This window comes from Zhihengliuella sp. (genome assembly GCF_031178195.1).
In the GTDB taxonomy this organism is placed as follows: Bacteria; Actinomycetota; Actinomycetes; order Actinomycetales; family Micrococcaceae; genus Zhihengliuella.
On the sequence record NZ_JAPSJL010000001.1, the window covers coordinates 581,933 to 606,381 of the forward strand.

The 24,449-nt window shown below is 70.0% G+C and carries 21 protein-coding genes and 1 rRNA gene; 4 read left to right on the top strand and 18 right to left on the bottom strand.

The features are described 5' to 3' along the window. Nucleotides 1–10 precede the first annotated feature (10 nt). Together RIN46_RS02590 and RIN46_RS02595 are read right to left on the bottom strand one after the other, a co-directional pair. A complete protein-coding gene (locus tag RIN46_RS02590; RefSeq protein ID WP_309081289.1) occupies nt 11–1,456 on the bottom strand; it encodes an iron-sulfur cluster-binding domain-containing protein in 1,446 nt (481 codons plus the stop codon). Then, on the bottom strand, nt 1,453–2,676 hold the full coding sequence (locus RIN46_RS02595) for an aromatic ring-hydroxylating dioxygenase subunit alpha (protein ID WP_309081475.1): 1,224 nt from the start codon (nt 2,674–2,676) through the stop codon (nt 1,453–1,455). Before RIN46_RS02595 ends, RIN46_RS02590 begins: the two co-directional genes overlap by 4 nt. 281 nt (nt 2,677–2,957) lie before the next feature. Here RIN46_RS02595 and RIN46_RS02600 point away from each other — a divergent pair, with 281 nt between their 5' ends. Beyond that, the gene (locus RIN46_RS02600) at nt 2,958–3,875 is read left to right on the top strand and encodes a LysR family transcriptional regulator (protein ID WP_309081288.1); all 918 of its coding nucleotides are present in this window, start codon (nt 2,958–2,960) and stop codon (nt 3,873–3,875) included. Between the two features lie 151 nt (nt 3,876–4,026). On the opposite strand, the gene purU is transcribed toward RIN46_RS02600, so the two are convergent. The 7 genes from purU to glyA are packed head-to-tail and all read right to left on the bottom strand — an operon-like array spanning nt 4,027 to nt 12,775. Continuing rightward, nucleotides 4,027–4,908 (bottom strand): formyltetrahydrofolate deformylase, encoded by an 882-nt coding sequence (gene purU, locus RIN46_RS02605; RefSeq protein ID WP_309081287.1) that lies wholly within the window; start codon nt 4,906–4,908, stop codon nt 4,027–4,029. A gap of 14 nt (nt 4,909–4,922) precedes the next feature. Then, nucleotides 4,923–6,326, bottom strand: coding sequence for an L-serine ammonia-lyase (locus RIN46_RS02610; RefSeq protein ID WP_309081286.1), 1,404 nt, complete (start codon nt 6,324–6,326; stop codon nt 4,923–4,925). Continuing rightward, nucleotides 6,326–7,015 (bottom strand): sarcosine oxidase subunit gamma family protein, encoded by a 690-nt coding sequence (locus RIN46_RS02615; RefSeq protein WP_309081285.1) that lies wholly within the window; start codon nt 7,013–7,015, stop codon nt 6,326–6,328. Before RIN46_RS02615 ends, RIN46_RS02610 begins: the two co-directional genes overlap by 1 nt. Continuing rightward, nucleotides 7,008–9,917: a sarcosine oxidase subunit alpha family protein gene (locus RIN46_RS02620; protein WP_309081284.1), complete on the bottom strand. Its 2,910-nt coding sequence runs from the start codon at nt 9,915–9,917 to the stop codon at nt 7,008–7,010. The genes RIN46_RS02615 and RIN46_RS02620 overlap by 8 nt, the downstream gene beginning before the upstream one ends. Next, on the bottom strand, nt 9,917–10,207 hold the full coding sequence (locus RIN46_RS02625; RefSeq protein WP_309081283.1) for a sarcosine oxidase subunit delta: 291 nt from the start codon (nt 10,205–10,207) through the stop codon (nt 9,917–9,919). Before RIN46_RS02625 ends, RIN46_RS02620 begins: the two co-directional genes overlap by 1 nt. A gap of 13 nt (nt 10,208–10,220) precedes the next feature. Then, nucleotides 10,221–11,438, bottom strand: coding sequence for a sarcosine oxidase subunit beta family protein (locus tag RIN46_RS02630; RefSeq protein ID WP_309081282.1), 1,218 nt, complete (start codon nt 11,436–11,438; stop codon nt 10,221–10,223). Further along, nucleotides 11,438–12,775, bottom strand: coding sequence for a serine hydroxymethyltransferase (glyA, locus tag RIN46_RS02635; RefSeq protein ID WP_309081281.1), 1,338 nt, complete (start codon nt 12,773–12,775; stop codon nt 11,438–11,440). The genes RIN46_RS02630 and glyA overlap by 1 nt, the downstream gene beginning before the upstream one ends. A gap of 188 nt (nt 12,776–12,963) precedes the next feature. Here glyA and RIN46_RS02640 point away from each other — a divergent pair, with 188 nt between their 5' ends. Further along, a complete protein-coding gene (locus tag RIN46_RS02640; protein ID WP_309081474.1) occupies nt 12,964–13,584 on the top strand; it encodes a GntR family transcriptional regulator in 621 nt (206 codons plus the stop codon). Nucleotides 13,585–13,680: 96 nt separating this feature from the next. On the opposite strand, the gene RIN46_RS02645 is transcribed toward RIN46_RS02640, so the two are convergent. From RIN46_RS02645 to lysS, 6 genes are all read right to left on the bottom strand, one after another. Continuing rightward, on the bottom strand, nt 13,681–13,860 hold the full coding sequence (locus RIN46_RS02645) for a hypothetical protein (protein ID WP_309081280.1): 180 nt from the start codon (nt 13,858–13,860) through the stop codon (nt 13,681–13,683). 161 nt (nt 13,861–14,021) lie between these two features. Then, entirely contained in the window at nt 14,022–14,582 is a 561-nt protein-coding gene (locus RIN46_RS02650; RefSeq protein WP_309081279.1) for an amino-acid N-acetyltransferase, read from the bottom strand. A gap of 136 nt (nt 14,583–14,718) precedes the next feature. Continuing rightward, a complete protein-coding gene (locus RIN46_RS02655) occupies nt 14,719–17,259 on the bottom strand; it encodes an ATP-dependent Clp protease ATP-binding subunit (protein ID WP_309081278.1) in 2,541 nt (846 codons plus the stop codon). Between the two features lie 206 nt (nt 17,260–17,465). Beyond that, entirely contained in the window at nt 17,466–17,801 is a 336-nt protein-coding gene (locus RIN46_RS02660) for an Lsr2 family protein (protein ID WP_309081277.1), read from the bottom strand. Nucleotides 17,802–17,888: 87 nt separating this feature from the next. Continuing rightward, nucleotides 17,889–18,071: a hypothetical protein gene (locus tag RIN46_RS02665; RefSeq protein ID WP_309081276.1), complete on the bottom strand. Its 183-nt coding sequence runs from the start codon at nt 18,069–18,071 to the stop codon at nt 17,889–17,891. A gap of 2 nt (nt 18,072–18,073) precedes the next feature. Then, complete coding sequence (lysS, locus tag RIN46_RS02670; RefSeq protein ID WP_375141873.1) at nt 18,074–19,534, bottom strand: lysine--tRNA ligase; 1,461 nt, start codon at nt 19,532–19,534, stop codon at nt 18,074–18,076. Between the two features lie 207 nt (nt 19,535–19,741). Here lysS and RIN46_RS02675 point away from each other — a divergent pair, with 207 nt between their 5' ends. Next, nucleotides 19,742–20,608, top strand: coding sequence for an alpha/beta hydrolase (locus RIN46_RS02675; RefSeq protein ID WP_309081274.1), 867 nt, complete (start codon nt 19,742–19,744; stop codon nt 20,606–20,608). Between the two features lie 54 nt (nt 20,609–20,662). Here RIN46_RS02675 and RIN46_RS02680 read toward each other — a convergent pair whose 3' ends face one another. Together RIN46_RS02680 and RIN46_RS02685 are read right to left on the bottom strand one after the other, a co-directional pair. Next, complete coding sequence (locus RIN46_RS02680; RefSeq protein ID WP_309081473.1) at nt 20,663–22,639, bottom strand: M13-type metalloendopeptidase; 1,977 nt, start codon at nt 22,637–22,639, stop codon at nt 20,663–20,665. A gap of 98 nt (nt 22,640–22,737) precedes the next feature. Continuing rightward, entirely contained in the window at nt 22,738–23,367 is a 630-nt protein-coding gene (locus tag RIN46_RS02685) for a hypothetical protein (protein WP_309081273.1), read from the bottom strand. Between the two features lie 263 nt (nt 23,368–23,630). On the opposite strand from RIN46_RS02685, the gene RIN46_RS02690 reads away from it, so the two are divergent. Continuing rightward, nucleotides 23,631–24,107 (top strand): hypothetical protein, encoded by a 477-nt coding sequence (locus RIN46_RS02690; RefSeq protein ID WP_309081272.1) that lies wholly within the window; start codon nt 23,631–23,633, stop codon nt 24,105–24,107. 242 nt (nt 24,108–24,349) lie between these two features. Here the strand turns inward: RIN46_RS02690 and rrf are convergent. After that, nucleotides 24,350–24,449, bottom strand: a 5S ribosomal RNA gene (gene rrf / locus RIN46_RS02695); the annotation flags it as partial.

Sequence of the window (24,449 nt, forward strand, 5' to 3'; positions counted from 1 at the left end):
GGGCGTCGGTTCAGGCGTCGACGACGAGATCGGTGTTCGCGGTGGAGCAGCACGGCAGGAACTTGCCGGCCTCGATCTCGCGGGCCCGGATGCCGCCTTGGTGGTGCATGTCGACTTCGCCCTCGAGCTTGACGATCTTGCAGGAGCCGCACATGCCCTCCTGGCAGTTGGCCCCGATCCTCACGCCGGCCTTGCGGGCCGCCCCGAGGATCTGCTGCCCCGGGTCGATCCGCACGTTGACCCGGGTCCGGACGAAGGACATGGTGAGGCTGCCCTCGCCATGGACCTCGAACGACGACGGGTCCACCGGCTCGGCGGCGGCCGCGCCGGCCTGCTGTCCGTTTTGCGCGGCGACCGCGTCCTCCTCCCACGCGTAGTCGTCTGCTGCCTCGTCGACGATCTCCGCGGCGGCCTCGGCCACCGAGTCGGTCCCCGACTCCGAGTGGCCGGCCACGACGGCCTCGTACCCGCTGCCGTAGAGCTCCAGGGCGGCGGGCTGCTGCTCGTAGAACTCCTCGTGCGCGGCGGCGATCTCCTCGGCGATCTCGCCGGCGAGCGCCACCTCCTCCTTGTACTCGAGGATGGTCTCGCGACTGCCGTTGAAGGACTCGACGTGGAAGGACGTGTCATCGACGCCCAGCCGCTCCAGCAGCTGGCCGGCCACGTCCAGGTACGGCTCGGGCCCGCAGGCGTAGATCTGGCGGCCGTTCGCGTCCGGGGCGACCTCCTCGATCATCTCGGCGGTGAGGCGGCCGACCATGCCCTGCCACTTGCCGGGGGCGCTGCGGTCCCCGAGCGAGTAGTAGACCTTGATCCGCGAGTCGACGGACGCGATGTACTCCAGCTCCATCGAGAAGGCGAACGCCCCCGGTGCGGCGCCGTGGTAGAGGACCACGACGTCGGCCCGGCCGGGGAGGGAGTGGATGGTGCGGATCATCGACATCAGTGGGGTGATGCCCGCACCGGCGGCGAGGAACAGGTAGCGGGCGCGGCGGTCGTGGTCCGGCAGGTGGAACGCGCCCACGGGGCCGAGGACCTCGAGGACCGTGCCGGGCCGGACGTTCTCGTGGACCCACGGCGAGACCTTGCCGCCGTCGTCGCGCTTGACCGTGATGGCGAACGCCCACGGCTGGGTGGGGGCGCTGGAGATGGAGTAGCTCCGGTTGACCGGCTCCGCGTCCGGCCCGTCGACCGGGAACGCGATGTTGAGGTACTGGCCGGGACGGAACGCCAGCGGTGCTCCGTCGGTCCGGCGCAGGACGAACGTCATCATGTTCCCGGCCTCGGGGACCGTCTCCACGCACTCGGCCAGGAACTCCTGGGGGTGCCAGGGGCCGAGCGCGCGGGCCGCGCCGGCCGCCTCGGCCGAGCTCTGCAGCACCCGGTTCCACGGCATCTCCAGCCCGCGGACCCGCAGGACGTCGGGAACGGCCGTGCTGGTGGTGCTGATGGTCATGCCAGGTGCTCCTGCATCCGCTGCACGTACCAGTTGATGAAGGCCTCGACCTGGTACTCGCTCTTCATGTACGGGCCGGGCTCGTAGGCCGGGCTGGCGGCGCCGCGCTGGCACAGCTCCACGAAGTTCTTGTCCTGCAGGTTGGTCTGCTTCCAGGTGTAGGTCAGCGTCTCCAGGTCGTAGTCGACGCCCTCGACGGCGTCGTCGGCGACGAGCCACGTGGTGCGCACGAGCGTCTGGTGCTCGTTGATCGGGAACGCGGAGAACGTGATGACGTGGTCCGACATGAAGTGGAACCAGCTGTTGGGCTGGAGGTGCATGGAGCAGCGGCCCAGGCGGAAGTCGCGCAGGTCGCCGAGCAGCTTCTTGGACAGGCGACGCCCGCTGGCGGAGAAGGACTCGCCCGCGCCGTCGAGCGGCTCGCGGGAGATGCGGTAGCCGGCGATGCGCGTGTCCAGCTCCTCGAGGACCTCGTAGGGCAGGCCGTAGCGCACGCAGCGGTCCTTGAGCGCCTGGTCGGCCTGGACGTTGCGGTCCCAGACGTCCTCCAGGTGCGGCGGGATGATCCCCTCGGTCAGGCCCCAGGTGGGGAACAGCGAGCAGGCCAGCTCGGGGTGGCCGTCGCAGTGGTAGCACTCGCGGTTGTTCTCCATGACGAGCTTCCAGTTGCCCTCCTCCACCAGCTCCTGCTGGAAGGCGACCTTGGCGCTGGAGAGCTCGTGCGGGGCGAGGTAGGGCTCGAAGATCCGGGAGACCTCGTCGAAGTCCTCCGGCGGCTCGGCCGCGAGGCAGACGAAGACGAGGCCGGCGACCACGCGGCTGTGGGCGCGCTTGAGGCCGAAGCAGCCCTTATCGAAGGTCGTCTCGCCCGGGGCGGAGGCGTGCACGAGCGCGCCCTCCGGCGAGTAGGTCCACGAGTGGTAGCCGCACACCAGGTTGCCGGTGGTGCCGGCCGCCTCCGTGAGGACGCGCGCGCCGCGGTGACGGCACACGTTGTGGAGGACGTTCACGCCCTCCTCCGTGCGGAGCACGATCAGCGAGTAGGGGCCGTAGTCGACGGTCACGTAGTCGCCCGGCTCGGGGATCTCGGCGATGCTGGCCGCGAAGAGCCAGTGCTGGCCGAAGATGCCCTCCATGTCGGCGGCGAAGAGCGTCGGATCGGTATAGAAGGGCGCGTCGAGCGAGTAGCCCTTGCGCCGGTTGTCGAACAATTCGCGGATCTCAGAGCGCTGCTCCTCGGGAACGGCGGAGAGCCGACCCTTGCGCGGCGCGGACGCCCGCTTGGTCGCAGCCTTGCTCTCGCCGGCGGGCGTCTTGGCTGCGGTCTTAACTGCAGGGTTCAATCGAATTCTCCCTCGAAATGCATCCCGCCGGGGCCGGCGGATCAACGTGCGTGGCCGGTCCGAGACGACCGGGAACCTGCTGGTGTCCCTTAAGCGTAAGAAGGGTCACAGTCCAAAAAAAGCTCCACTTTCTGTCTGATACCGTGCAGAATGTTTGGATGATTGATCAGCGACTTCTGACGCTCCGTGCCTTCGCCATGTGCGGCACCGTCTCGGCCACCGCGGAGCTCACCGGCTACTCCCGTTCGGCCATCTCAGCGCAGCTGCGCGAGCTCCAGCAGGCCCTGGGGATGAGGCTCCTGGTGAAGGACGGGCGCGGTCTGCGGCTCACCAGCACGGGGCGCTATCTGGTCAGCCAGACGGACACCCTGGTGACGGAGTGGGACCGGATCCGGTCGGAGGCGCTGACCGCGGGCGGGCAGACGCAGCGGCGCTTCGGCATCGGCGGCTTCTCCACTGCCGCCTCGAGCCTCCTCGCCCCCCTGGCCTCGGAACTGAAGACATCGCGGCCGGACGTCCAGGTCCAGATGGTCGAGGCCAGCCCGGAGCGGTGCTTCGACCTGCTCCTGACCGAACGGATCGACCTGGCCGTGGTCGTGGCCATGCAGGCGGCCTCCCACGTGGACGGTGATCCGCGCTTCGAGCTGACGCCGCTGCTGGACGACCCGCTGGACGTCATGGTGCCCTCCACCCACCCGCTGGCCGAGCGCGGCACGGTGCATCTGGAGGATCTCGCGCAGGAGCCCTGGATCACCGCCGCGCCGGGCTCGACCTACCACACGCTGTTCACGGCCGCCTTCACGGCGGTCGGCGCGACGCCGCGGATCGAGCACGAGGCGATCGAGTGGGAGACCGCAACCGCGTGGGTCGGAGCCGGCCTGGGCATCGGCCTGGTGCCGCGGCTGTTCCGGCTCGGCGCCGCGGAGAACGTCACCCGGCTGCATCTGGAGGGCTCGTGGCAGCCCACGCGGCGAATCGTCGCCGCGGTGCGCAGCGGCACGCAGGACTCCCCGCTGGTGCGGTCGTCGCTGGAGTGCCTGAAGGCGACCGCCCGCGGGATCCTCTCGCGCTCCTGAGCTCGCCTGTCGGAGCCCCCGCATCCCGGCACACCCGCTCCCGGGCACCCCTGGCGCCGGGCACGCGTACGGCGACGACGGGACGCTCCCGTCGTCGTCGTACGCGCTGCTGCGGCGGCCGTGCGCGGGCGGACTCGCCGGGCCGCCGGGGCTAGCGGAGGACCACCGTCCGCGAGTCGTGGAGCATGACGCGGCCCTCGCAGTGCCAGCGCACCGCGTCGGAGAGGGCCTTGCGCTCGGTGTCGCGGCCGGCCGCGACGAGGTCCTCCGGCCCGAACGAGTGGTCGACCTGCTGGACCTGCTGGGCGATGATCGGCCCCTCGTCCAACTCGCTGTTGACGTAGTGAGCCGTCGCGCCCACGGTCTTCACGCCGCGCTCGAACGCCTGGTGGTAGGGCTTGGCGCCCTTGAAGGAGGGAAGGAAGGAGTGGTGGATGTTGATGATCCGCCCCTCCATCTTGGTCGCCAGGGAGTCGGAGAGGACCTGCATGTAGCGGGCGAGCACCACCAGGTCGATCTCGAACCGGTCCGTCAGGTCCAGCAGCTTCTGCTCGGCCTCGGCCTTGGTGTCCGGGGTGACGGGCACGTGGTAGAAGGGGATGCCGTGCCACTCGACGGACCGCTGGTGGTCTCGGTGGTTGGAGACGACGGCGGCGATCTCGACCGGGAGCTCTCCGATGCGCGCGCGGTAGAGCAGGTCGTTGAGGCAGTGGTCGAACTTGGAGACCATGATCAGGACGCGGCGCTTCTGCCCCGCCGGCAGCAACTCCCAGCGGGCGTCGCCGCCGGCGCTGCCGTCGACCAGCTTGCCGATGTCCCGGCGCACGCTCGCCGCCGCCTCCTCCGCGTCCACCCCGTCGCCGATCCTGAAGTGGACGCGGGCGAAGAAGTGCCCTGCGCGCGGATCGTCGAACGTCTTCAGTTCCACGATGTCCCCGCCGTGCTCCAGGAGGACGCCGGTCAGTGCGTGCACGATCCCGGGCTTCTCCGGGCAGTCGAAGGTCAGGACGTAGTCCCGAGCGGTCTCACCCATGTTTGCTCCTATTCTCAGCACTCGACGACGTTGACCGCCAGGCCACCGCGCGAGGTCTCCTTGTACTTGGTCTTCATATCCGCCCCAGTCTGGCGCATCGTGTCGATGGCCTGGTCGAGGGACACCCGGTGCTGCCCGTCGCCGCGGACGGCGAGGCGGGCCGCATTGATCGCCTTCACCGAGGCGATGGCATTGCGTTCGATGCAGGGCACCTGCACGAGCCCGCCGACGGGATCGCAGGTGAGCCCCATGTTGTGCTCCAGTCCGATCTCGGCCGCGTTCTCGATCTGCTCCGGCGTCCCACCCAGGACCGCGCAGAGTCCTGCCGCCGCCATGGAGCACGCGGAGCCGACCTCGCCCTGGCAGCCCACCTCGGCGCCGGAGATCGAGGCGTTCTTCTTGAAGAGGATGCCCACGGCCCCGGCGGTCAGCAGGAAGTCGACGATACCGTCCTCGTCCGCGCCGGGGACGAAGTTCCAGTAGTAGTGCAGGACCGCGGGGATGATGCCGGCCGCGCCGTTGGTCGGCGCGGTGACGATCCGGCCGCCCGAGGCGTTCTCCTCGTTCACGGCGAGCGCGAACAGGTTGACCCACTCCATGGCCTGGAGCGGGTCGACGCTGCCGGAGGCCAGCGCCGCGGTCTGCTCCTCGCGGAGCCGCGCCCGCAGGGCCGGGGCCCGCCGCCGGACCTTGAGCCCGCCGGGCAGCAGGGCCTCGGTCCGCGTGCATCCGTTCTCGACGCATTCGCGCATCACCGCCCAGATGGCCAGCAGCTGCTCGCGCAGCACGCTGCCCTCGTGGCGCACGGCCTCGTTGGCGCGCACCACGCCGGAGATCGAGAGCCCGCTCTCCCGGCACCGCGCCAGGAGCTCGTCCGCGGAGTCGAACGGGTGGGGCTCCGGCGCGTCGTCACCGGCGACCGGTGCGTCCAGCTCGTCGGAGGCGACCACGAAGCCGCCGCCCACCGAGTAGTACTCGCGGACCAGCAGTTCCGCGCCGTCGTCGGCCGTGGCCGTCAGGCGCATCCCGTTGGGGTGCGCGGGCAGGGACCGGCGGCGGTGGAGGACGACGTCGCGGGCCCGGTCGAACGTGACCGGGCGCCCCGCGGCGTGCTCACCACCGAGCACGAGCCGGCCCGACTCGGCCGCCGTCCGGGCGATGCCCGGCACGGCGTCGGCGTCGACCGTCTCTGGGTCGTGCCCGCTGAGCCCGACGATCAGGGCCGTGTCCGAGCCGTGTCCGATGCCCGTGGCGCCCAGCGACCCGAACAGCTCCGACTTCACCCGGGCCGTCGCCGGGAGCCGGCCGCTTCGGCCGAGCTCGGCGGTGAACCGCCGCGCCGCGCGCATCGGCCCCACCGTGTGGGAGGAGGAGGGACCGACCCCGATGGAGAACAGGTCCAGGACGCTGAGCGCCATCAGGCGACTGCTTCTCCGGCGAACTCGGCCATGGCGTCGACGAGCCAGCGCACCATGTAGTCGGCGAAGGACGCGCGCGGGTACAGCCGGTACTCCTGCTCGGCCGTCCGGTGCAGGATGACCGGGACCGGACCCAGCTGGGTGAGTACCGCCGTGCCGACAGCGAACACGGCCGGGTGCAGGTCCAGGTGGCAGCCCTTCTCCAGGACGGCCCGGGAGCTGGCCCCGCTCAGGACCAGGATGGTCCGGTTCGCGGAGAGGTCCACCACCTGGCCCGGCAGGCCCTCGAGCACGGCCGCCGGCGCGTCGGCCTCCCCCGGCTCCTGCCGGCGGGAGACGTCCACGGCGAGGAACTCGTCCGGGCCCAGCCACAGCAGGTGCTGCCCGGCCGGGTCGCCGGACACCTCGCCGACGCCGGACGGCAGCGGGAGGCCGAAGTGCTCCTGAAGGACCTCGGCGCTGCGGCTGCCCGGGGCGGCGCGCAGGCCGAGCTGGACCGCGAACGGCAGTTCGCGCAGCGCCACCGAGCGTTCCCCGGTGACCTCGGTCGCGGCCATGAGGTCGGCCAGGTGCGCGGCGGGCGAGACGCGCAACGCGTCCAGGGCCGTCGTCGGCCGGTCCTGCCCGTCGCGGGCGGCGAGGGTGGAGGCGGCGGTGCCCTCCGGCGTCGTGGTCGTGGTGTCAGCCATCGCGGCGGTTCCCTTCGGGGTCGTAGAGGACGGGGGAGGTGATCTCGACGTCGACGAGCTCGCCGTCGAACCAGGACTTGATCACGTCGCCCTGGCGGTTCCGGCCGTTGGAGACGAGCGCCAGCCCGAACGGCCGGCCGAGGGCCGCCGACTGGTACGACGACGTCACGTGGCCGATCATCGGGACCGGCCCCGCCTCGGGCGTCACCGGTGTCCCGGCGTCGACCAGCTGGGCGCCCTCGGGCAGCCGGGTGGTCCCGTCCACGGGGAGGACGCCGACCAGGTGGTGGCGGTCCGCGCGGGCGGTGTCCGCCCGGGAGTACGAGCGCTTGCCGATGAACTCCTTGACGTTGGAGACCACCCAGTCCATCCCGGCGTCCTGCGGGGTGACGGTCCCGTCGGTATCCTGACCGACGATGATGAACCCCTTCTCGGCGCGGAGCACGTGCATGGTCTCCGTGCCGTACGGGGTGATCCCGAAGTCCGCACCGGCGGCGTCCACGGCCTCCCAGACGGCGAGGCCGTAGTAGGCGTCGACGTTGATCTCGAAGGCCAGCTCGCCGGAGAAGGAGATCCGGCAGATGCGCGCCGGGATCCCGTTGGCGAGGGTGGTCTCGCGGAACGCCATGAACGGGAACGCCTCCTGGGAGACGTCGAGGTCCGGGCAGACCCGCTCCATCACCTTCCGGGAGTCCGGTCCGACGACGGCGATCGTGCTCCACTGCTCCGTGACGGAGGTGAGGACGACGTCGAGCTCGGGCCACTCGGTCTGGTGCCACTGCTCGAGCCACTCCAGCACCTTGGCGGCGCCGCCGGTGGTGGTGGTCATGTAGTAGCGGTCCTCGGCGACGCGCAGCGTGACGCCGTCGTCGTAGATCATCCCGTCCGGGGTGCACATGACGCCGTAGCGCGCCATCCCGACCTTGAGCTTCTTGAACCCGTTGGTGTAGACGCGGTTCAGGAACTCGCCGGCGTCGGTGCCGCGGATCTCGATCTTGCCGAGGGTGCTGGCGTCCATGAAGCCCACGTGCTCGCGCACGGCCCGGCACTCGCGCAGGACGGCCGCGTCCAGGTCCTCGCCCGCCTGCGGGTAGTACCAGGGCCGCTTCCACTGGCCGACGTCCTCGAACTCCGCCCCGTGGGCGACGTGCCACGGGTGGATGGACGTGATCCGGGCCGGATCGGCGAGCTCGCCGCGGCGGCGGCCGGCCACGGCCGCGAACGCGACCGGGGTGTACGGGGCGCGGAACGTCGTCGTGCCGATCTCCGAGGGGTCCTCGGCGCCCAGGACCCCGGCGAGGACGCCGATGGCGTTGACGCCGCTGGTCTTGCCCTGGTCGTTGGCCGTGGAGATCGAGGTGTACCGCTTGACGTGCTCCACGGAGCGCATGCCGGCCCCGGTGGCGCGCAGGACGTCGGCGACGGTCTGGTCCCGCTGGAGGTCCACGAAGTGCTCGGTCCAGGTCTCCGGCTCGCCGTCCGGCCCCGGGACCAGCCAGAGCGGACGGACCGGTCCGGTCGGGGTCGACGGGGCGGCCGGGACCACCATGGGCGCCGTCCGTCCGGTGCGCCGGGCGGCCCGGTGGCCCGCCTCGGCGCCGTCGGCGAGGGAGCCGTCCAGCGTGTAGCGGCCGGCGGCGGAGCCGATGACCTGCTGGTCGGCGACCGGCGCGGCCGGGACGAAGCCCGCGACGCGCTCGTCCCAGGCCAGGCGGCCGCCGCGCTGGCTGTGCAGGTGCACCACCGGCGAGAACCCGCCGGAGACGGCGAGCAGATCGGCGTCCAGCGTCTCGGTCCCGCCGGCGAGCGTGCCGTCCGCGGCGAGCGCGGAGACTGTGACGCCGCTGATGCGGCCCGCGGTTCCGCCCCCGGCGGTGTCCACCACCGCGGAGCCCGGGAGGGAGCGGACGCCCGTGGCGGCGAGGACCTCGGCCGCGCGGTCGGAGACCTCGGGCCGGGAGTCGACGACGGCGACCACCTCGACGCCCGCCGCGTGCAGGTCCGCGACCGTGCTGTAGGCGGAGTCGTTGGTGGTCGCGACGACCACGCGCCGCCCGGCGGCGACGCCGTAGCGGTTGAGGTAGGTCCGCACCGCGCCGGCGAGCATGATGCCGGGGCGGTCGTTGTTGGCGAACACCAGCGGACGCTCGTGGGCGCCGGTGGCGAGGACCACCTGGGAGGCGCGCACGTGCCAGATGCGCTGCCGCGAGACGCCGGGGCGGTCCGCCGCGGGCAGGTGGTCCGTGCGGTGCTGCACCGCGACCACGAAGTTGTTGTCGTAGCTGCCGAACGCGGTGGTCCGCGGCAGGTAGGTGAAGTCCTCGGAGTGCGCGAGCCGGTCCAGCGTGGCGTCGACCCACTCGAGGGCCGGCTGCTCGTCGATCACCGCGTCCCGCTCGGAGAGCAGGGAGCCGCCGGCGGCGGGCTGCTCGTCCATCAGGATGGTGCGGGCGCCGGTCTTGGCGGCCTCCCGGGCGGCGGCGAGGCCGGCCGGGCCGGCGCCGACGACGAGGACGTCGGTGTGCACGTACTTGTGGTCGTAGAGGGCCTCGTCCCGGCGCGGGTCGAGGACGCCGCGCCCCTGGAGGTACTCGACCTCCATGCCGTCGGCGATCTCCACCGTGGTGGCCGGGAGCATGGACTCGTCCACCTGCCCGGGGAACCGCGACTTCACGGTCACCAGTGCGTTCGGCTCCTCGACGCCGGCGCTGACGACGCCGCGGGGGCGTGCCAGGTACAGCGACGGGCCGCAGTCGACGCGCCCGGCGGCCAGCAGCGCGCTGGCGATCGTGTCACCGGCGAAGCCGGTGTACTCGAGGCCGTCCAGCCGGAACTTCACCTCGCGGCTACGGTCGACGGCATGCCCCGGGGCCCGCTCCGGCCCCACGCGCCCTGCGTTCATCAGCTCTCTCCTTGCGTGAGGTCCGGACGGGCCTCGCCCGGCCGGTAGACGGCTTTGAATTCGTACGTGACGGTGTCCCGCAGTGCGTTGAACCACCGGCGGCATCCCGCCGTGTGGACCCAGCGCTCGGCGAAGAGGCCGCGGGTGTTCTCCCGGTAGAAGAGGTACTCGCCCCACTCCCGGTCGCTGAGCTGGTTCGGATCCTCCGGGTAGGCCACGTGGGCCTGTCCCCCGTAGCCGAACTCGGTCTCGTCGCGTGGCCCGCAGTCCGGGCATGGAATCATGAGCATGGTGGTGGCCTCCCTAGTGCGCGACGGCGGCGGCGCCGTGCTCGTCGATGAGGTGCCCGGTCTCGAAACGGTCCAGGGCGAAGGGTTCGTTCAGCGGGTGCGCCGAGCCGGTCGCGATCGTGTGGGCGAACGAGTAGCCGGCGGCCGGGGTCCCCTTGAAGCCGCCGGTCCCCCAGCCGGCGTTGACGTAGAGCTCGTCGATCGGCGTCGTCGACACGATCGGCGAGGCGTCGAACGTGGTGTCCACGGTCCCGCCCCAGGACCGCAGCAGGTGGGCCCGGGCGAAGATCGGGAAGAGCTCGACGGCGGCGGCGAGCTGTTCCTCGATGACGTGGAACCCGCCGCGCTGCCCGTACCCGTTGTACGCGTCGACGCCGGCGCCCATGACGAGCTCGCCCTTGTGGGCCTGCGAGACGTAGACGTGCACGTGGTTGGACATGACCACGGTGGGGTGCACCGGCTCGAAGAGCTCGGAGACCAGGGCCTGCAGCGGGTGGGACTGGATCGGCAGGCGGAACCCGGCCAGGTCCGCGAGGACCGACGAGTTGCCGGCGGCGGCGAGGCCGACCTTGCCGGCATTGATGCGCCCGCGCGAGGTCTCGACGCCGACCACGCGGTTCCCGTCCTTGATGAAGCCGGTCACCTCGCAGTTCTGGATGATGTCCACGCCCATCTCGTCGCACTTGCGGGCGAACGCCCAGGCGACGTGGTCGTGCTTGGCGATGCCGGCGCGCGGCTGGTACGTGGCGCCCATGACCGGGTAGCGGATGTCGTCGCCGGTGTTGATGATCGGGCAGAGTTCCTTGACCTGCTCCGGGGTGATCCACTCGGCGTCGACGCCGTTGAGGACGTTGGCGTTGACACGCCGCTGGGACTCGCGCACGTCCTGGAGCGTGTGCGCCAGGTTCATGACGCCGCGCTGGGAGAACAGGAAGTCGTACTCGAGCTCCTCCGGCAGCTGCTCCCAGAGCTTCATCGAGTGCTCGTAGAGCGCCGCCGACTCGTCCCACAGGTAGTTGGAGCGGATGATCGTGGTGTTCCGGGCCATGTTGCCGCCGGCCAGCCAGCCGCGCTCGAGGATGGCGATGTTCGTCATCCCGTGGTTCTTGGCCAGGTAGTAGGCGGTCGCGAGGCCGTGGCCGCCGCCGCCGACGATCACGGCGTCGTAGCTGGGCTTCGGGTCCGGGTTCCGCCAGAGGAAATCCGGGTGCTCAGGCAGCATCTCGGCCATCAGAGGGCTCCCATCGGTGCGAGTTCGGGGTAGAGCGGGTAGGCGGCGGCGAGGGCGGCGGCCCGCTCGCGCAGGCGCGCGATCAGTGCGGGGTCCGCTCCGTCGTCGTGCGCCGCGGCGACCAGCGCCTCGGCGATGATGTCCGCGACCTCGGAGAAGTCCTCCTCCGTGAAGCCGCGCGTGGCCAGGGCCGAGGTGCCGATGCGGAGCCCGGAGGTCACCATCGGGGGACGCGGGTCGTTCGGCACGGCGTTGCGGTTGATCGTGATGTCGAGCTCGGCGAGCAGGTCCTCGCCCTGGCGGCCGTCGAGGCTGGACTGGCTCAGGTCCACCAGGACCAGGTGCACGTCGGTGCCGCCGGAGACCACGCGGATGCCGCGCGCGGCGACGTCGTCCTGGCCGAGCCGTGCGGCGAGGATCTGCGCGCCGGCGACGGTGCGCCGGGCCCGCTCGCGGAAGGCCTCGGTGCCGGCGATCTTGAACGCGACCGCCTTGCCGGCGATGACGTGCTCGAGAGGGCCGCCCTGCTGGCCCGGGAAGACGGCGGAGTTGAACTTCTTGGCCAGGTCCGCCTCGTTGGTGAGGATGACGCCGCCACGCGGTCCGGCGAGCGTCTTGTGCGTGGTGGAGGTGACCACGTGCGCGTGGGGCACCGGGGAGGGGTGCAGCCCGGCGGCGACCAGGCCGGCGAAGTGTGCCATGTCCACCATGAGGTAGGCGCCCACGGAGTCGGCGATCCGGCGGAACTCGGCGAAGTCCAGGTGCCGCGGGTAGGCGGACCAACCGGCGATGATCAGCCGCGGGCGGCTCTCCTGGGCGATGCGCTCGACCTCGGCGAGGTCGACCCGCTGCGTCTCGGGGTCCACGCCGTAGGCGGCCACGTTGTACAGCTTGCCGGAGAAGTTGATCCGCATGCCGTGGGTGAGGTGGCCGCCGTGGGCCAGGTCCAGGCCGAGGATCGTGTCGCCCGGCTCGAGGAGCGCGTGCATGACCGAGGCGTTCGCCTGGGCGCCGGAGTGGGGCTGCACGTTGGCGTACTCGGCGCCGAACAGCTCCTTGAGCCGGTCGATGGCCAGCTGCTCGATCACGTCGACGTGCTCGCAGCCCCCGTAGTAGCGGCGGCCGGGGTAGCCCTCGGCGTACTTGTTGGTCAGCACCGACCCCTGCGCCTGGAGCACGGCCGCCGCGGTGTAGTTCTCCGAGGCGATCATCTCGAGGCCGTCGCGCTGCCGGCGCAGCTCGGCGTCGATCTGCTCGGCGACATCCGGGTCGAGCTCGGCCAGTGTGGCCGTCAGTTCGACCGGGACCCCGGTGGCCTGTTCCGTCGCCTGCGTCATGCGTCCTCCTGGTAGATCTGTCATCGCCAGCTGATATATCAGCTTGCAACAAATCGTATGGCTGGGGGAAGATCGATGTCAATGGTTCCGATGAACCCGATCTCACGATCGGGCCTCCGGCGCCATCCCGTCTCTCGAGAGGAAGCACCGTGAGCATCGCAGCCGGAGCTGTCAGCGAGCAGGAATCGATGTCCGAGCGCGCCTACAAGACGCTGCGCGATCGACTGATCCTCCTGGACATCGGCCCGGGCACGCCGATCAACGAGGGCCAGATCGCCGCCGAGCTCGGTTTCGGCCGGACACCGGTGCGGGAGGCGCTGAAGCGCCTAGAGATGGACCACCTCGTCGTGTCCTATCCGCGCCGCGGCACCTTCGCGACGATCGTGGACATCAGCGACCTGGGGGCCATCTCCGAGATGCGGCGCCTGCTGGAGCCGCTCGCCGCCCAGAAGGCGGCCTCGAACCAGGACCCCGCGCTGCGACCGGAGTTCGAGCGCCTCGCCGCCGAGATCGCCGCGCTGACGGCCGACGACGGCCGGGACGCCCTCCTGGACTACGACCTCGCGGTCCACCGGCTCATCTACCGGGCCGCGGGGAACCACCACCTCGAGGAGACGCTGGTCCGGCTCGACAACCTCGCGACGCGCATCTGGTGCCTCGTGCTCGGCCGCGTGCCGCAGATCGGCGAGCACATCCACGAGCACGTCGGGCTGGTGGAGGCCATCATGGAGGGGCGTGCGGAGGAGGCGGCGACCCTCGCCGAGGAACACGTGCGCCACTTCGAGGCCACCATCCGCAACGCCTTCTGAGCGGACCGGCCCCGGGCCGGCCCGAAACGCAGAGATGCCCCCGCCAATCGGCGGGGGCATCGTCCGTTGAAGCGCCGGGCGGACCCGGCACGGTGTCTAGCGCAGGAACTCCTGGCCCTTGTCGACGGCGCCGTCGACGGTCTCCCGGTGCTCGCCCAGCTTGTCGCCGTGCTGCTCCTGGAGGTTGTCCACGTGCTCGTTGACCTGATCGCCGTGCTGGTCCTTCAGCTCGTTGAACTTGTCGCCCAGTCCGCCCAGGTTGTCTCCGAGACCCATCCTGACCACCTCTTCCTCTTTCGACGTCTGCGAGCCGGCTGCTGCCGACCGCCTGCGGCAACCGTAGGCAGGTCGGGACGGCCGCGTCCACAGCGTTTGGCCAAACTTTGAGAACTTCCCGGCGGACTCCCAGCCTCGCGTCCGAGCCGCGAAGCCGCTACTCAGGGGTGGGTCAAGGGGTGCTCGACGGCGGACGGCACGGTGTCGTTCCGGTCGAACTCGAGGATCATGCGCGTGTTGCCGAGGGTGTTCTGCTTGACCCGCGCCAGGTCCAGGAACTCGGCGACGCCGTCGTCCGTGGACCGCAGGAGCTCCGAGTACACCTCGGGATCGACGGCGGTCTGGTCGGCCATGACCTCGAACCCGCCCCGGCGGAAGAACTCCACCTCGAAGGTCAGGCAGAAGACCCGACGGACGCCGAGGTCCCGAGCCCGCTCCAGCAGCCGCTCCAGCAGCGCCTTCCCGACCCCGTGGCCGCGCCACTGCGCACTGGTGGCGAGGGTGCGGACCTCCGCGATGTCCTCCCACATCACGTGGACGGCGCCGCAGCCGATGACGTTGCCGTCCGCATCCTCGGCGACCGTGAACTCCTGCAGCGACTCGAAGTAGGCGACCGCCTCCTTCTCGAGCAGGATCCGCTCCTCCGCCAAAGGCCGGACGAGCCTCCGGATCTCGGCGACATCGCTGGTGCGCGCGGGGCGGAGGCGGAACGAATCACTCATGGCACCATCCTAGGTTCGCTCCCGGCCGTCCCCGCCACGCCGACGGACGCATGACGCACGCCGGCGGCAGGAACGACGGCGGACGCCCCGCCGCGCTGTGAAGCGCGACGGGGCGTCCGTCTCGGAACTGGCCCGGTCAGCTCGCGCGTGTGTCCGCGTCGCCGGCCTCGAGCGCCGCGTGGACGGGCTCGCCCTCGATCTCCTCGGGCGTGTCGTGACCGGTGAAGGTGAACTTCGCCGTATCGCCCTCCCCCTCGACGTCCACGACGATCGTCTGACCGGACTGGATCTCGCCGAAGAGGATCTTCTCGGAGAGCTGGTCCTCGACCTCGCGCTGGATCGTGCGGCGCAGCGGACGGGCGCCCATGGAGGCGTCGTAGCCGCGGGTCGCGAGCAGCGACTTGGCCGCCGGCGAGACCTGGACGTGCATGCCGCGCTCGACCATGCGCGACTCCAGCCGCGCCACGAAGAGGTCGACGATCTTGACGATCTCCTCCTCGCTCAGCTGCGGGAAGACGACGACGTCGTCGACGCGGTTCAGGAACTCGGGGCGGAAGTGCTGGCGCAGCTCCTCCTGGACCTTCGCCTGCATCCGGTCGTAGTTCGTCCGCACGTCGGTGGTGGACTGGAAGCCGGTCATGACGCCCTTGGAGATGTCCCGGGTTCCGAGGTTGGTGGTCATGATGATCACGGTGTTCTTGAAGTCCACCACGCGGCCCTGCGAGTCGGTCAGGCGGCCGTCCTCCAGGATCTGCAGCAGCGAGTTGAAGAGGTCTGCGTGAGCCTTCTCCACCTCGTCGAACAGCACCACCGAGAACGGGCGGCGGCGGACCTTCTCCGTGAGCTGTCCACCCTCCTCGTAGCCGACGTATCCGGGAGGCGCGCCGAACAGGCGGGAGACCGTGTGCTTCTCCTGGTACTCCGACATGTCGAGGGTGACCAGGGCGTCTTCCTCGCCGAAGAGGAACTCGGCCAGGGCCTTGGCCAGCTCGGTCTTGCCGACGCCGGTCGGGCCGGCGAAGATGAACGAGCCGGTGGGCCGGTTCGGGTCCTTCAGGCCGGCGCGCGTGCGGCGGATCGCCCGCGAGATGGCCTTGATGGCCTGGTCCTGCCCGATGACCCGCTGGTGCAGGGCCTCCTCCATGTTGAGCAGGCGCGAGGACTCCTCCTCGGTCAGCTTCACGACCGGGATGCCGGTGGAGTTCGCCAGGACCTCGGCGATGAGCTCCTCGGTCACCTCGGCGATCTCGTCCATGTCGCCGTTCTTCCAGGCGGCTTCCTTGGCGTTGCGTTCCTCCTGGAGCTTCTGCTCCTTGTCGCGCAGCGCCGCGGCGCCCTCGAAGTCCTGCGCGTCGATCGCGGCTTCCTTCTCGCGGCGGACGTTGGAGATCTCCTCGTCCATCTGCTTCAGCTCCGGCGGCGCCGTCATGCGCTGGATGCGCAGCCGGGCGCCGGCCTCGTCGATCAGGTCGACGGCCTTGTCTGGGAGGAACCGGTCGGAGATGTAGCGGTGCGCCAGGCTCGAGGCCGCCTGGAGCGCCTCGTCCGTGATCGAGACGCGGTGGTGCGCCTCGTAGCGGTCGCGCAGGCCGCGCAGGATCTGCGTGGTCAGCTCGACGCTCGGCTCGGCGACCTGGATGGGCTGGAAGCGGCGCTCCAGCGCGGCGTCCTTCTCGATGTGCTTGCGGTACTCGTCCAGCGTGGTGGCGCCGATCGTCTGCAGCTCGCCGCGGGCCAGCATCGGCTTGAGGATGCTCGCGGCGTCGATCGCGCCCTCTGCGGCGCCTGCGCCGACGAGCGTGTGGATCTCGTCGATGAACAGGATGATGTCGCCGCGGGTGCGGATCTCCTTGAGGACCTTCTTCAGGCGCTCCTCGAAGTCGCCGCGGTAGCGGGAGCCGGCCACCAGCGAGCCGAGGTCCAGCGTGTAGAGCTGCTTGTCCTTGATCGTCTCCGGGACGTCGCCGCGCACGATCGCCTGGGCCAGACCCTCGACGACGGCCGTCTTGCCGACGCCGGGCTCGCCGATGAGGACCGGGTTGTTCTTGGTGCGGCGCGAGAGGACCTGCATGACGCGCTCCATCTCGTGCTCGCGCCCGATCACCGGGTCGAGCTTGCCCTCGCGCGCCGCCGTCGTCAGATTGCGGCCGAACTGGTCCAGCACGGCCGAGCCGGCGGGCGTGCCCTCCTGCGGGCCGCTGCTGGCGCCGACGCCGGCGCCGGCGGACTCCTTGCCGCCCTGGTAGCCGGAGAGGAGCTGGATGACCTGCTGCCGGACGCGGGAGAGATCTGCGCCGAGCTTGACCAGGACCTGCGCCGCCACGCCCTCGCCCTCGCGGATGAGCCCGAGCAGGATGTGCTCGGTGCCGATGTAGTTGTGGCCGAGCTGGAGCGCCTCGCGCAGCGACAGCTCGAGCACCTTCTTGGCGCGCGGAGTGAAGGGGATGTGGCCGGAGGGCGCGTTCTGGCCCTGCCCGATGATCTCCTGCACCTGCTCGCGCACGGCGCCCAGCGAGATGTTCAGCGACTCGAGCGCCTTCGCGGCGACGCCCTCGCCCTCGTGGATGAGCCCGAGCAGGATGTGCTCGGTCCCGATGTAGTTGTGGTTGAGCATGCGCGCCTCTTCTTGGGCGAGCACAACAACCCGGCGGGCTCGGTCTGTGAATCTCTCGAACATAGCGGCACACTCCTAGCTGATGCGTAGCGTCCTTCGATGCTACGCACTGACGTACGCCCTGTGGGCGGTGTTCGCCCAAGGGATAACACGCACAGGGCGACGCCCGCACCGGGGGTTGGTGCGGGCGTCGCCCTGTGCAGTCGGGGACACGGCTCTGGCCGCATCCCGGGGGTCGGACCGGTGTCCTGCTGCTGCCCCCGCGAGTCCTACTGAGCGGCGCGGTAGGCCTCGACCACGCTGGCCTGGATGCGGCCGCGGGCGCTGACTTCGTACCCGTTGCGCTTGGCCCACTCGCGGATCGCGGCGGTCTCGCCCTTGGAGCCGCCGGAGCGGGAGGAGGAGGAGCCGGTGTTGCGGCCGCGGCCGCCCGTCACGCGGGTGCCGGCCTCGACATAGCGCTTCAGCGACTCGCGCAGTTCATTCGCATTCGACTCGCTGAGGTCGATTTCGTACTGAACTCCGTCCAGTGCGAATTTCACGGATTCGTCGGCCTTGGAACCGTCGAGATCGTCAATGAGAGTAACTTCTACTTTGCGTGCCATGGACATCATCCTAATCACATCGACGGCAATGACGCCACGCGCGAAGCTGGGAAATCGCTCAAGACGCCCTCAAGCATTCGGGAAGGGCTACTTTTCGCCGTCCGCCCGAGCCCCTTTCGAAACATTCGTTCCGGGAATGCCGTCGACCCGGCGCTCGGCTTCCGATTCGGCCAGCCGCTCATTCCGGTCCACCCGGAACAGCGCCCGAATCACAAACCAGAAGATGAGGGCGACGACAATGGTAGGCAGCAATACCTGCACATATTCCATGGTTATGCCTCCGGCTTGAGTAATGGGAAGAGGATGGTCTCCCGGATCCCGGCGTCGGTGAAGAGCATGACCAGCCGATCGACCCCCAGGCCGATTCCGCCCATCGGCGGCGCGCCGTACTCCAGGGCGCGCAGGAAGTCCTCGTCCAGCTGCATGGCCTCGTCGTCGCCGCCGGCTGCGAGTCGGGACTGCTCCACGAGGCGCTCCCGCTGGATGACCGGATCGATCAGCTCGGAGAACGCCGTGCCCCGCTCCATCCCGCCGATGATGAGGTCCCAGGCCTCGATGACGCCGGGCTTGCTGCGGTGCGGGCGGGCCAGCGGCTGCGCCGCGGGCGGGTAGTCGTAGACGAAAGTCGGGTCGATCAGCGTCGGCTCGACGATTTCACCGAAGAGTTCGATCACGAGTTTCTGGGCGTCCCACTTCGGGTCGATCTTCACTTCGTGGCGCTCGGCGATCTCACGCAGAATCCCGGCCTCGGTGTCCGGCGTGATCTCCATGCCCACGGCCTCGGACAATCCGGGATAGACGCTGATCCACTTCCATTCGCCGTCGAGATTTATTACACCCTTGGATGTCTCAATAGTCCGTCCGGCCCCCACGGCGTCGGCGGCATTGAGGATGATCTCCTGCATCCGCTCGGCCATCACGAACTGATCGGCGTACGCCTCGTAGGATTCGAGCGTCGTGAACTCGGGCGAATGCGTCGAGTCCACGCCCTCGTTGCGGAAAATCCGCCCCAGCTCGAACACCCGGGGAATTCCGCCCACGACGGTGCGCTTCAGGTACAGCTCGGTGGCAATTCGGAGCGTCATATCCTGGTCGAAGGCGTTCAAATGGGTCTGGAACGGCCGGGCCGCGGCACCGCCGTGCACGAGCTGCAGCATCGGCGTCTCGACCTCGACGTACCCGTGGCCGTACAGCGTGTCGCGGATGGAGCGGACGATCGCGTCGCGCTTGTAGATCATCTGGCGCGCCTCGTCGCGGACCATCAGGTCCGCGTAGCGCTGCCGCACGCGCGTCTCGTCGTTCAGATCGGCGTGCAGCACCGGCATGGGGCGGATCGCCTTGGAGGCCATCGCCCAGTCCGTGACCATGACGGAGAGCTCGCCGCGCCGCGAGGAGACCACCCGTCCGGTGACCGACACATGGTCGCCGAGGTCGGTGAGGCGCTTCCAGTCGGCGAGCGACTCCTCCCCCACGTTCGCGAGCGAGAGCATGGCCTGGAGCCGGACGGCCTCGCCCTGCGGACCCGACTCCTGCAGGGTCGCGAAGCAGAGCTTGCCGGTGTTCCGGGCGAAGACCAGCCGGCCGACGACGCTGACGACGTCGTCCGTCTCCTCGCCGGCCTCCAGGTGGGTGTACGCCTCGCGGACCTGACGCAGGGTGTGCGTGGTCTCCAGCTCGACGGGGTACGGCTCGCGACCGCTGGCCAGCAGTTCCGCGCGCTTGTCCAGGCGCACCTGACGGAGGTCGTGGTGGTCGGTGGCGGCGTTCTGGGCAGGGGAGGAGTTATCTACAGTCACGCTGCACCATTCTACCGGCCGCAGCTCGCCGTTCCGGGGCCGGAGCGCGCAGTGGCTGACCGGTAGGATACCGGGGACATGGTCATCGCCCGCGCCCCCAGTCAGGAACGTCGAACCCGCGGTCGCCGGGGTCACGACCGCACAGTGGCCACCCTCGACGGCGGCCGCCTCGGCGTGACCTCCTACGGCGACCTCGACGCGCCGGGTGAACGGCGCGTCCTCGTGGTCGGCGGCGCGTTCATCACCGCGCTGATCTACCGCCCCTTCGCGCTCCGCCTGAGCCAGGCACTCGGCGCCGGCTGGGCCGTGGACGTGTTCGACCGGCGCGGCCGCGGCAAATCGTCCGAACAGCCGCCGAACTACGCCATGGCCACCGAGATCGCGGACGTCGCCGCGGTCCTGCGGGAGACCGGTGCGCGCAATCTCTTCGGCCACTCCCTCGGGGGCGCGGTGGTCCTCAACGCGGTCCAGGCCTTCCAGGGGCTCGACGGCGACGGCACGAGCGTCGACCCGGACCTCGTCCCGGACCGGCTGGCGGTGTACGACCCCGCGATCAACATCGAGGGGAGCCTGAACGCCTCCTGGATGCGGGAGTGCGTGCGGCAGATCGAGGCCGGCCATCCGGGGCGCGCACTGGCAGTTATGCACCGCGGGCAGCAGCGGACCGCCACCCTCTCCCGGGTCCCCGCCCCGCTGCTGGCGGGCCTGCTCGCCGCGGCGACGCGCACGCCGTTCGGGCGCGCGGCCCGGAAGCTCGTCACCTCGGGCACCGGCGAACTGCTGGCCGCCCTGGAGGAGGTCGAGTCGGTCGAGGATTTCGCGGGCCTGCCGACGAACACGCGCTTCATGGCGGGTGCCCGCAGCGCCAGCTACTTCCAGGAGACGGCCCGGCAGCTGCACGCCGCCGTGCGCGGCTCCACGTACACGGAGTCGCCGGACGGCCTCCATGGCTCCGTCCCGGCGGCGGTCACCGAGCTCGTCGACGACATCGCGGCGTACTTCCGCGACTGACCGGAAGGGCGGCGCACCGCCGAGTGTGGCAGGCGCCGTCGTACCCTCCGCGGCCTACCAGATGGCGACCCGGTCCTCGGGGTCCAGCCACATGCCGTCGCCCGGCCGCGTGCCGAACGCGGCGTGGAACGCGTCCAGGTTGCGGGCGACCTGGTTGCAGCGGAACTCCCCCGGCGCATGGGGGTCGGTGGTGATCCGGGTGACCATGGTCTCCGGGCGGGTGAGGCTCCGCCAGCACTCGGCCCAGGCGTGGAAGAAGCGCTGGTCTCCGGTCAGACCGTCGATCGCCTCGTCGTCCTCCAGCCCGCGCGCGGCGAGGTCCAGCCGGTACGCCTTGCAGGCGATGCCGAGCCCGCCGAGGTCGCCGATGTTCTCCCCGAGCGTGAGTCTGCCGTTGACGGTGTGCTCCGGGGCCTCGGGCGGGACGAGCGAGTCGTACTGGTCCACGAGCCTGGCGGTGAGGCCCTCGAAGCGGGCGCGGTCCTCCTCGGTCCACCAGTTCTTCAGCTCCCCGGTGCCGTCGTACTGCGAGCCCTGGTCGTCGAATCCGTGGCCGATCTCGTGCCCGATGACCGCGCCGATCGCCCCGTAGTTGCTGGCCGCGTCCCGGCCAGCAGCGAAGAACGGGGGCCGGAGGATGGCGGCGGGGAACGCGATCTCGTTCAGGAGGGGATGGTAGTACGCATTGACCGTCTGCGGGTACATGAACCACAGGTCCCGGTCCACCCCGTCGTCGATCTTCTGCAGCTCCCGCAGGAACTCGAACTCATTCACAGCGGTGGCGTTGGCGATCAGATCGTGGCCGGGCCGGATCGACGAGTAGTCGATCCACTTCACGGGGTAGCCGATCTTGGGCCGGAACATGGAGAGCTTCTCGAGCGCGCGCTCCCGGGTCTGCTCGCTCATCCAGCCCAGGGTGGCGATCGACTGCCGGTACGCCTCGATCAGGTTCGCGACCAGAGCCTCCATCTCGGCCTTCGCCTCGGCGGGGAAGTGCCGCTCGACATAGAGCTGGCCGACATCCTCGCCGACGCTGCCCTCGGTGAAGGCGACGCCGCGCTTCCACCGCTCCTTCTGGCGCTCCACGCCGCCGAGCTTGGCGGAGTAGAACGCGAAGTGCTCCTCGACGAACCCGGAGGACAGATACGGCGCGTAGCTGCGGATGATCTGCAGCGCACCCCAGTTCCTCCACGCCTCGAGGGGCTGCTCGGCCAGTACGGTCTCGACGCCCTCGAGGTAGCTCGGCTGCCAGACGACGACCTCTGCGTAGTACTTCTCGGCGATGCCGGCGCCCTCGAGCCACAGCTGCACGGACGGGTGGAGCTCGCGCAGCCGGTCCGCGGTGAGCAGGTTGTAGCGGGCCTGGGCGTCGCGAGTCCTGACGCGGTCCCAGTGGTGGGAGGCCAGCGCCGTCTCCAGGCGCACGACGCCGTCGGCCGCCTGCTCGGGCTCCGGCAGCCCGGCGAGGGTGAAGAACCGGACGACGTGGTCGCGGTAGGCACTGTAGAGCTCGGCGAACTGGTCCTCGCGGTAATAGGACTCGTCCGGCAGGCCGAGCCCGGACTGGAGGAAGTTCAGAAGGTTGCGGTCCGGCTGCCCGGCGTCGTTGGAGGCGCCGATGCTGTAGAGACCGGAGACCCCCTCGCGCTGGAGACGGCCCATCAGGCGGACGAAGTCCTCGCGGGACTCGGCGGAGGCTACCTGGTCGAGCTTCTCCCGGATGGGGTCCATGCCGCGCGACTCGATGGCTTCCTCGTCCATGAACGAGCTGAAGAGGGATGCGATCCGGTGCTGGCGCTCGTCCGCCGTCCCGGCCTCGACGCAGGCCTGCGCCTCTTCGATGATGGAGCGGACCGCCAGCTCCGAGTCGTCGCGCAGCTTCATGAACGATCCGTAACTGCCGAGGTCCCCCGGGATCTCCGCGGTGGCGAGCCAGTTGCCGTTGACGTGGCGATACAGGTCGTCCTGGATGCGGACCGAGTGGTCACGGTGATCCTCGGGCGAGGGGACGTCGCCGGTGGCGGTCGGCATCGCCGGCAGCTCGGAGGTGGACATGCTCGAAGGTTCCCTTCGTCGGCGGCACGGGGTCTCAAAGACTTTACTCTTTCATGACCACCTCATGGCGCAGCTCACGCGCGGGCCCAGCTCTGCACCTCCGAGACCCTCCCCTGCCACTGCGCCAGGAGGATACCGGCCAGCGTCGACCCGAGACCTCCGACGGCCAGGTCCCCGAGCGTGTCCGTGTATCCCACGTGGATCTGCGAAGACACGAACGTGTGCCCCGCCCACTCGAGGAACTCCCAGAGAACGGCAAGCGTCATGCCGAGAGCAGAGGTCAGCACGACGATGGATCGGTACGGCAGCACGCTCCCCATGGGGGTATCCGGCGTGACGTCGATCCTCGCGAGCCCCAGATAGAGCACTGCGGCGGCCGCACCGGCCGTGATGAAGTGCACGAGCAGATCCCACCACGGGATGGCCTCGTACAGTCCGGCCGCCCCGCTCCACGCGGCGACCAGAACGGTGATGCCGAAGGCGGCGTCGAATGGCCCCGCCAGACGCATGAGCCGCGGCACCAGGACCCCACCCAGCACGACGACGAAGCCGAGGAACTCGGGCGCGCCGAACCAGACGCCGGCTCCTATGACGCTGAGGAAGCCGAGCCCTCTGACGGCGTCGCCGATGCGCCGGCCGGTTCGATGGGAGCGGCGGCGATCGGGTGAGGCCCCCGCGCGCCCTATCTGCCCAGTCCTGTTCATGGGCTACTACTCCTCTCGGCAGCACGGACATCGACGGCGCTGTGGCTTGCCAGGTGGTGGTTCCGCACGTCGCGTCGCGCCGCATCTCGACAGTAGAGCCGAGCGTGCAAAGCCTCAAGAGAAGAATCCTCGTAGCTGGTACTTCGCTCGGAATGGCCCCGACCTCGTTGACCGGGGGAGCGCCCGTCTACGTACGGTGATGGTCGGAGTTCGCAGTGAACTCCACCGGAAAGTTCACCTCACGATGCGGCAAGGAGCAACAAATGACGTACGAGAACACAGAGGGCCAGGAGAACGAGTTCGGCGGGGACCAGCAGCAGTCCAACTTCGGAGGCGGGGACCAGCAGCAGTCCAACTTCGGAGGCGGGGACCAGCAGGAGTCCAACTTCGGCGGCGACCGGGAGGAGTCCGGCGCCTACGGCGAAGACAATCAGCAGGGTGGCGGCTACGGCGGCCAGGAGAACTCCGGCGGCTTCGGCGGAGGCGAGCAGCAGAGCGGCAGCTACGGTGGGGGCGAACAGCAGGAGTCCGGTGGCTTCGACGGCGGCGAGCAGCAGAGCGGCAGCTACGGCGGAGGCGAGCAGCAGGGCGGCGGCTTCGGTGGGGGCGAACAGCAGGAGTCCGGTGGCTTCGACGGCGGCGAGCAGCAGAGCGGCAGCTACGGCGGAGGCGAGCAGCAGGGCGGCGGCTTCGGTGGGGGCGAGCAGCAGAGCGGCGGCTTCAACGGTCAGGACGACTAATTCATCCCTAGTGGATCTCCAGTCGAAGGCTCAGGCCCCCGCATCGGCGGGGGCCGGAGCCTTCGACTGCACCAAGCATCTATCAACAGCGGTCGGGAAAGCGTCCAAGACTCGGCTCCGATCAACGAAGGCCCCACACCAGCGAGTTATCACGGAGCACTTCTCATCGTTCCCGCTGTGGTGTTGGGTGATTAAACAGGTCAGGCCCCCGCATCTCTGCGGGGGCCTGAGCTGTAATGGTTGTCCGGCGGCGACCTACTCTCCCACACCCTCCCGAGTGCAGTACCATCGGCGCTGTGGGTCTTAGCTTCCGGGTTCGGTATGGGACCGGGCGTTTCCCCC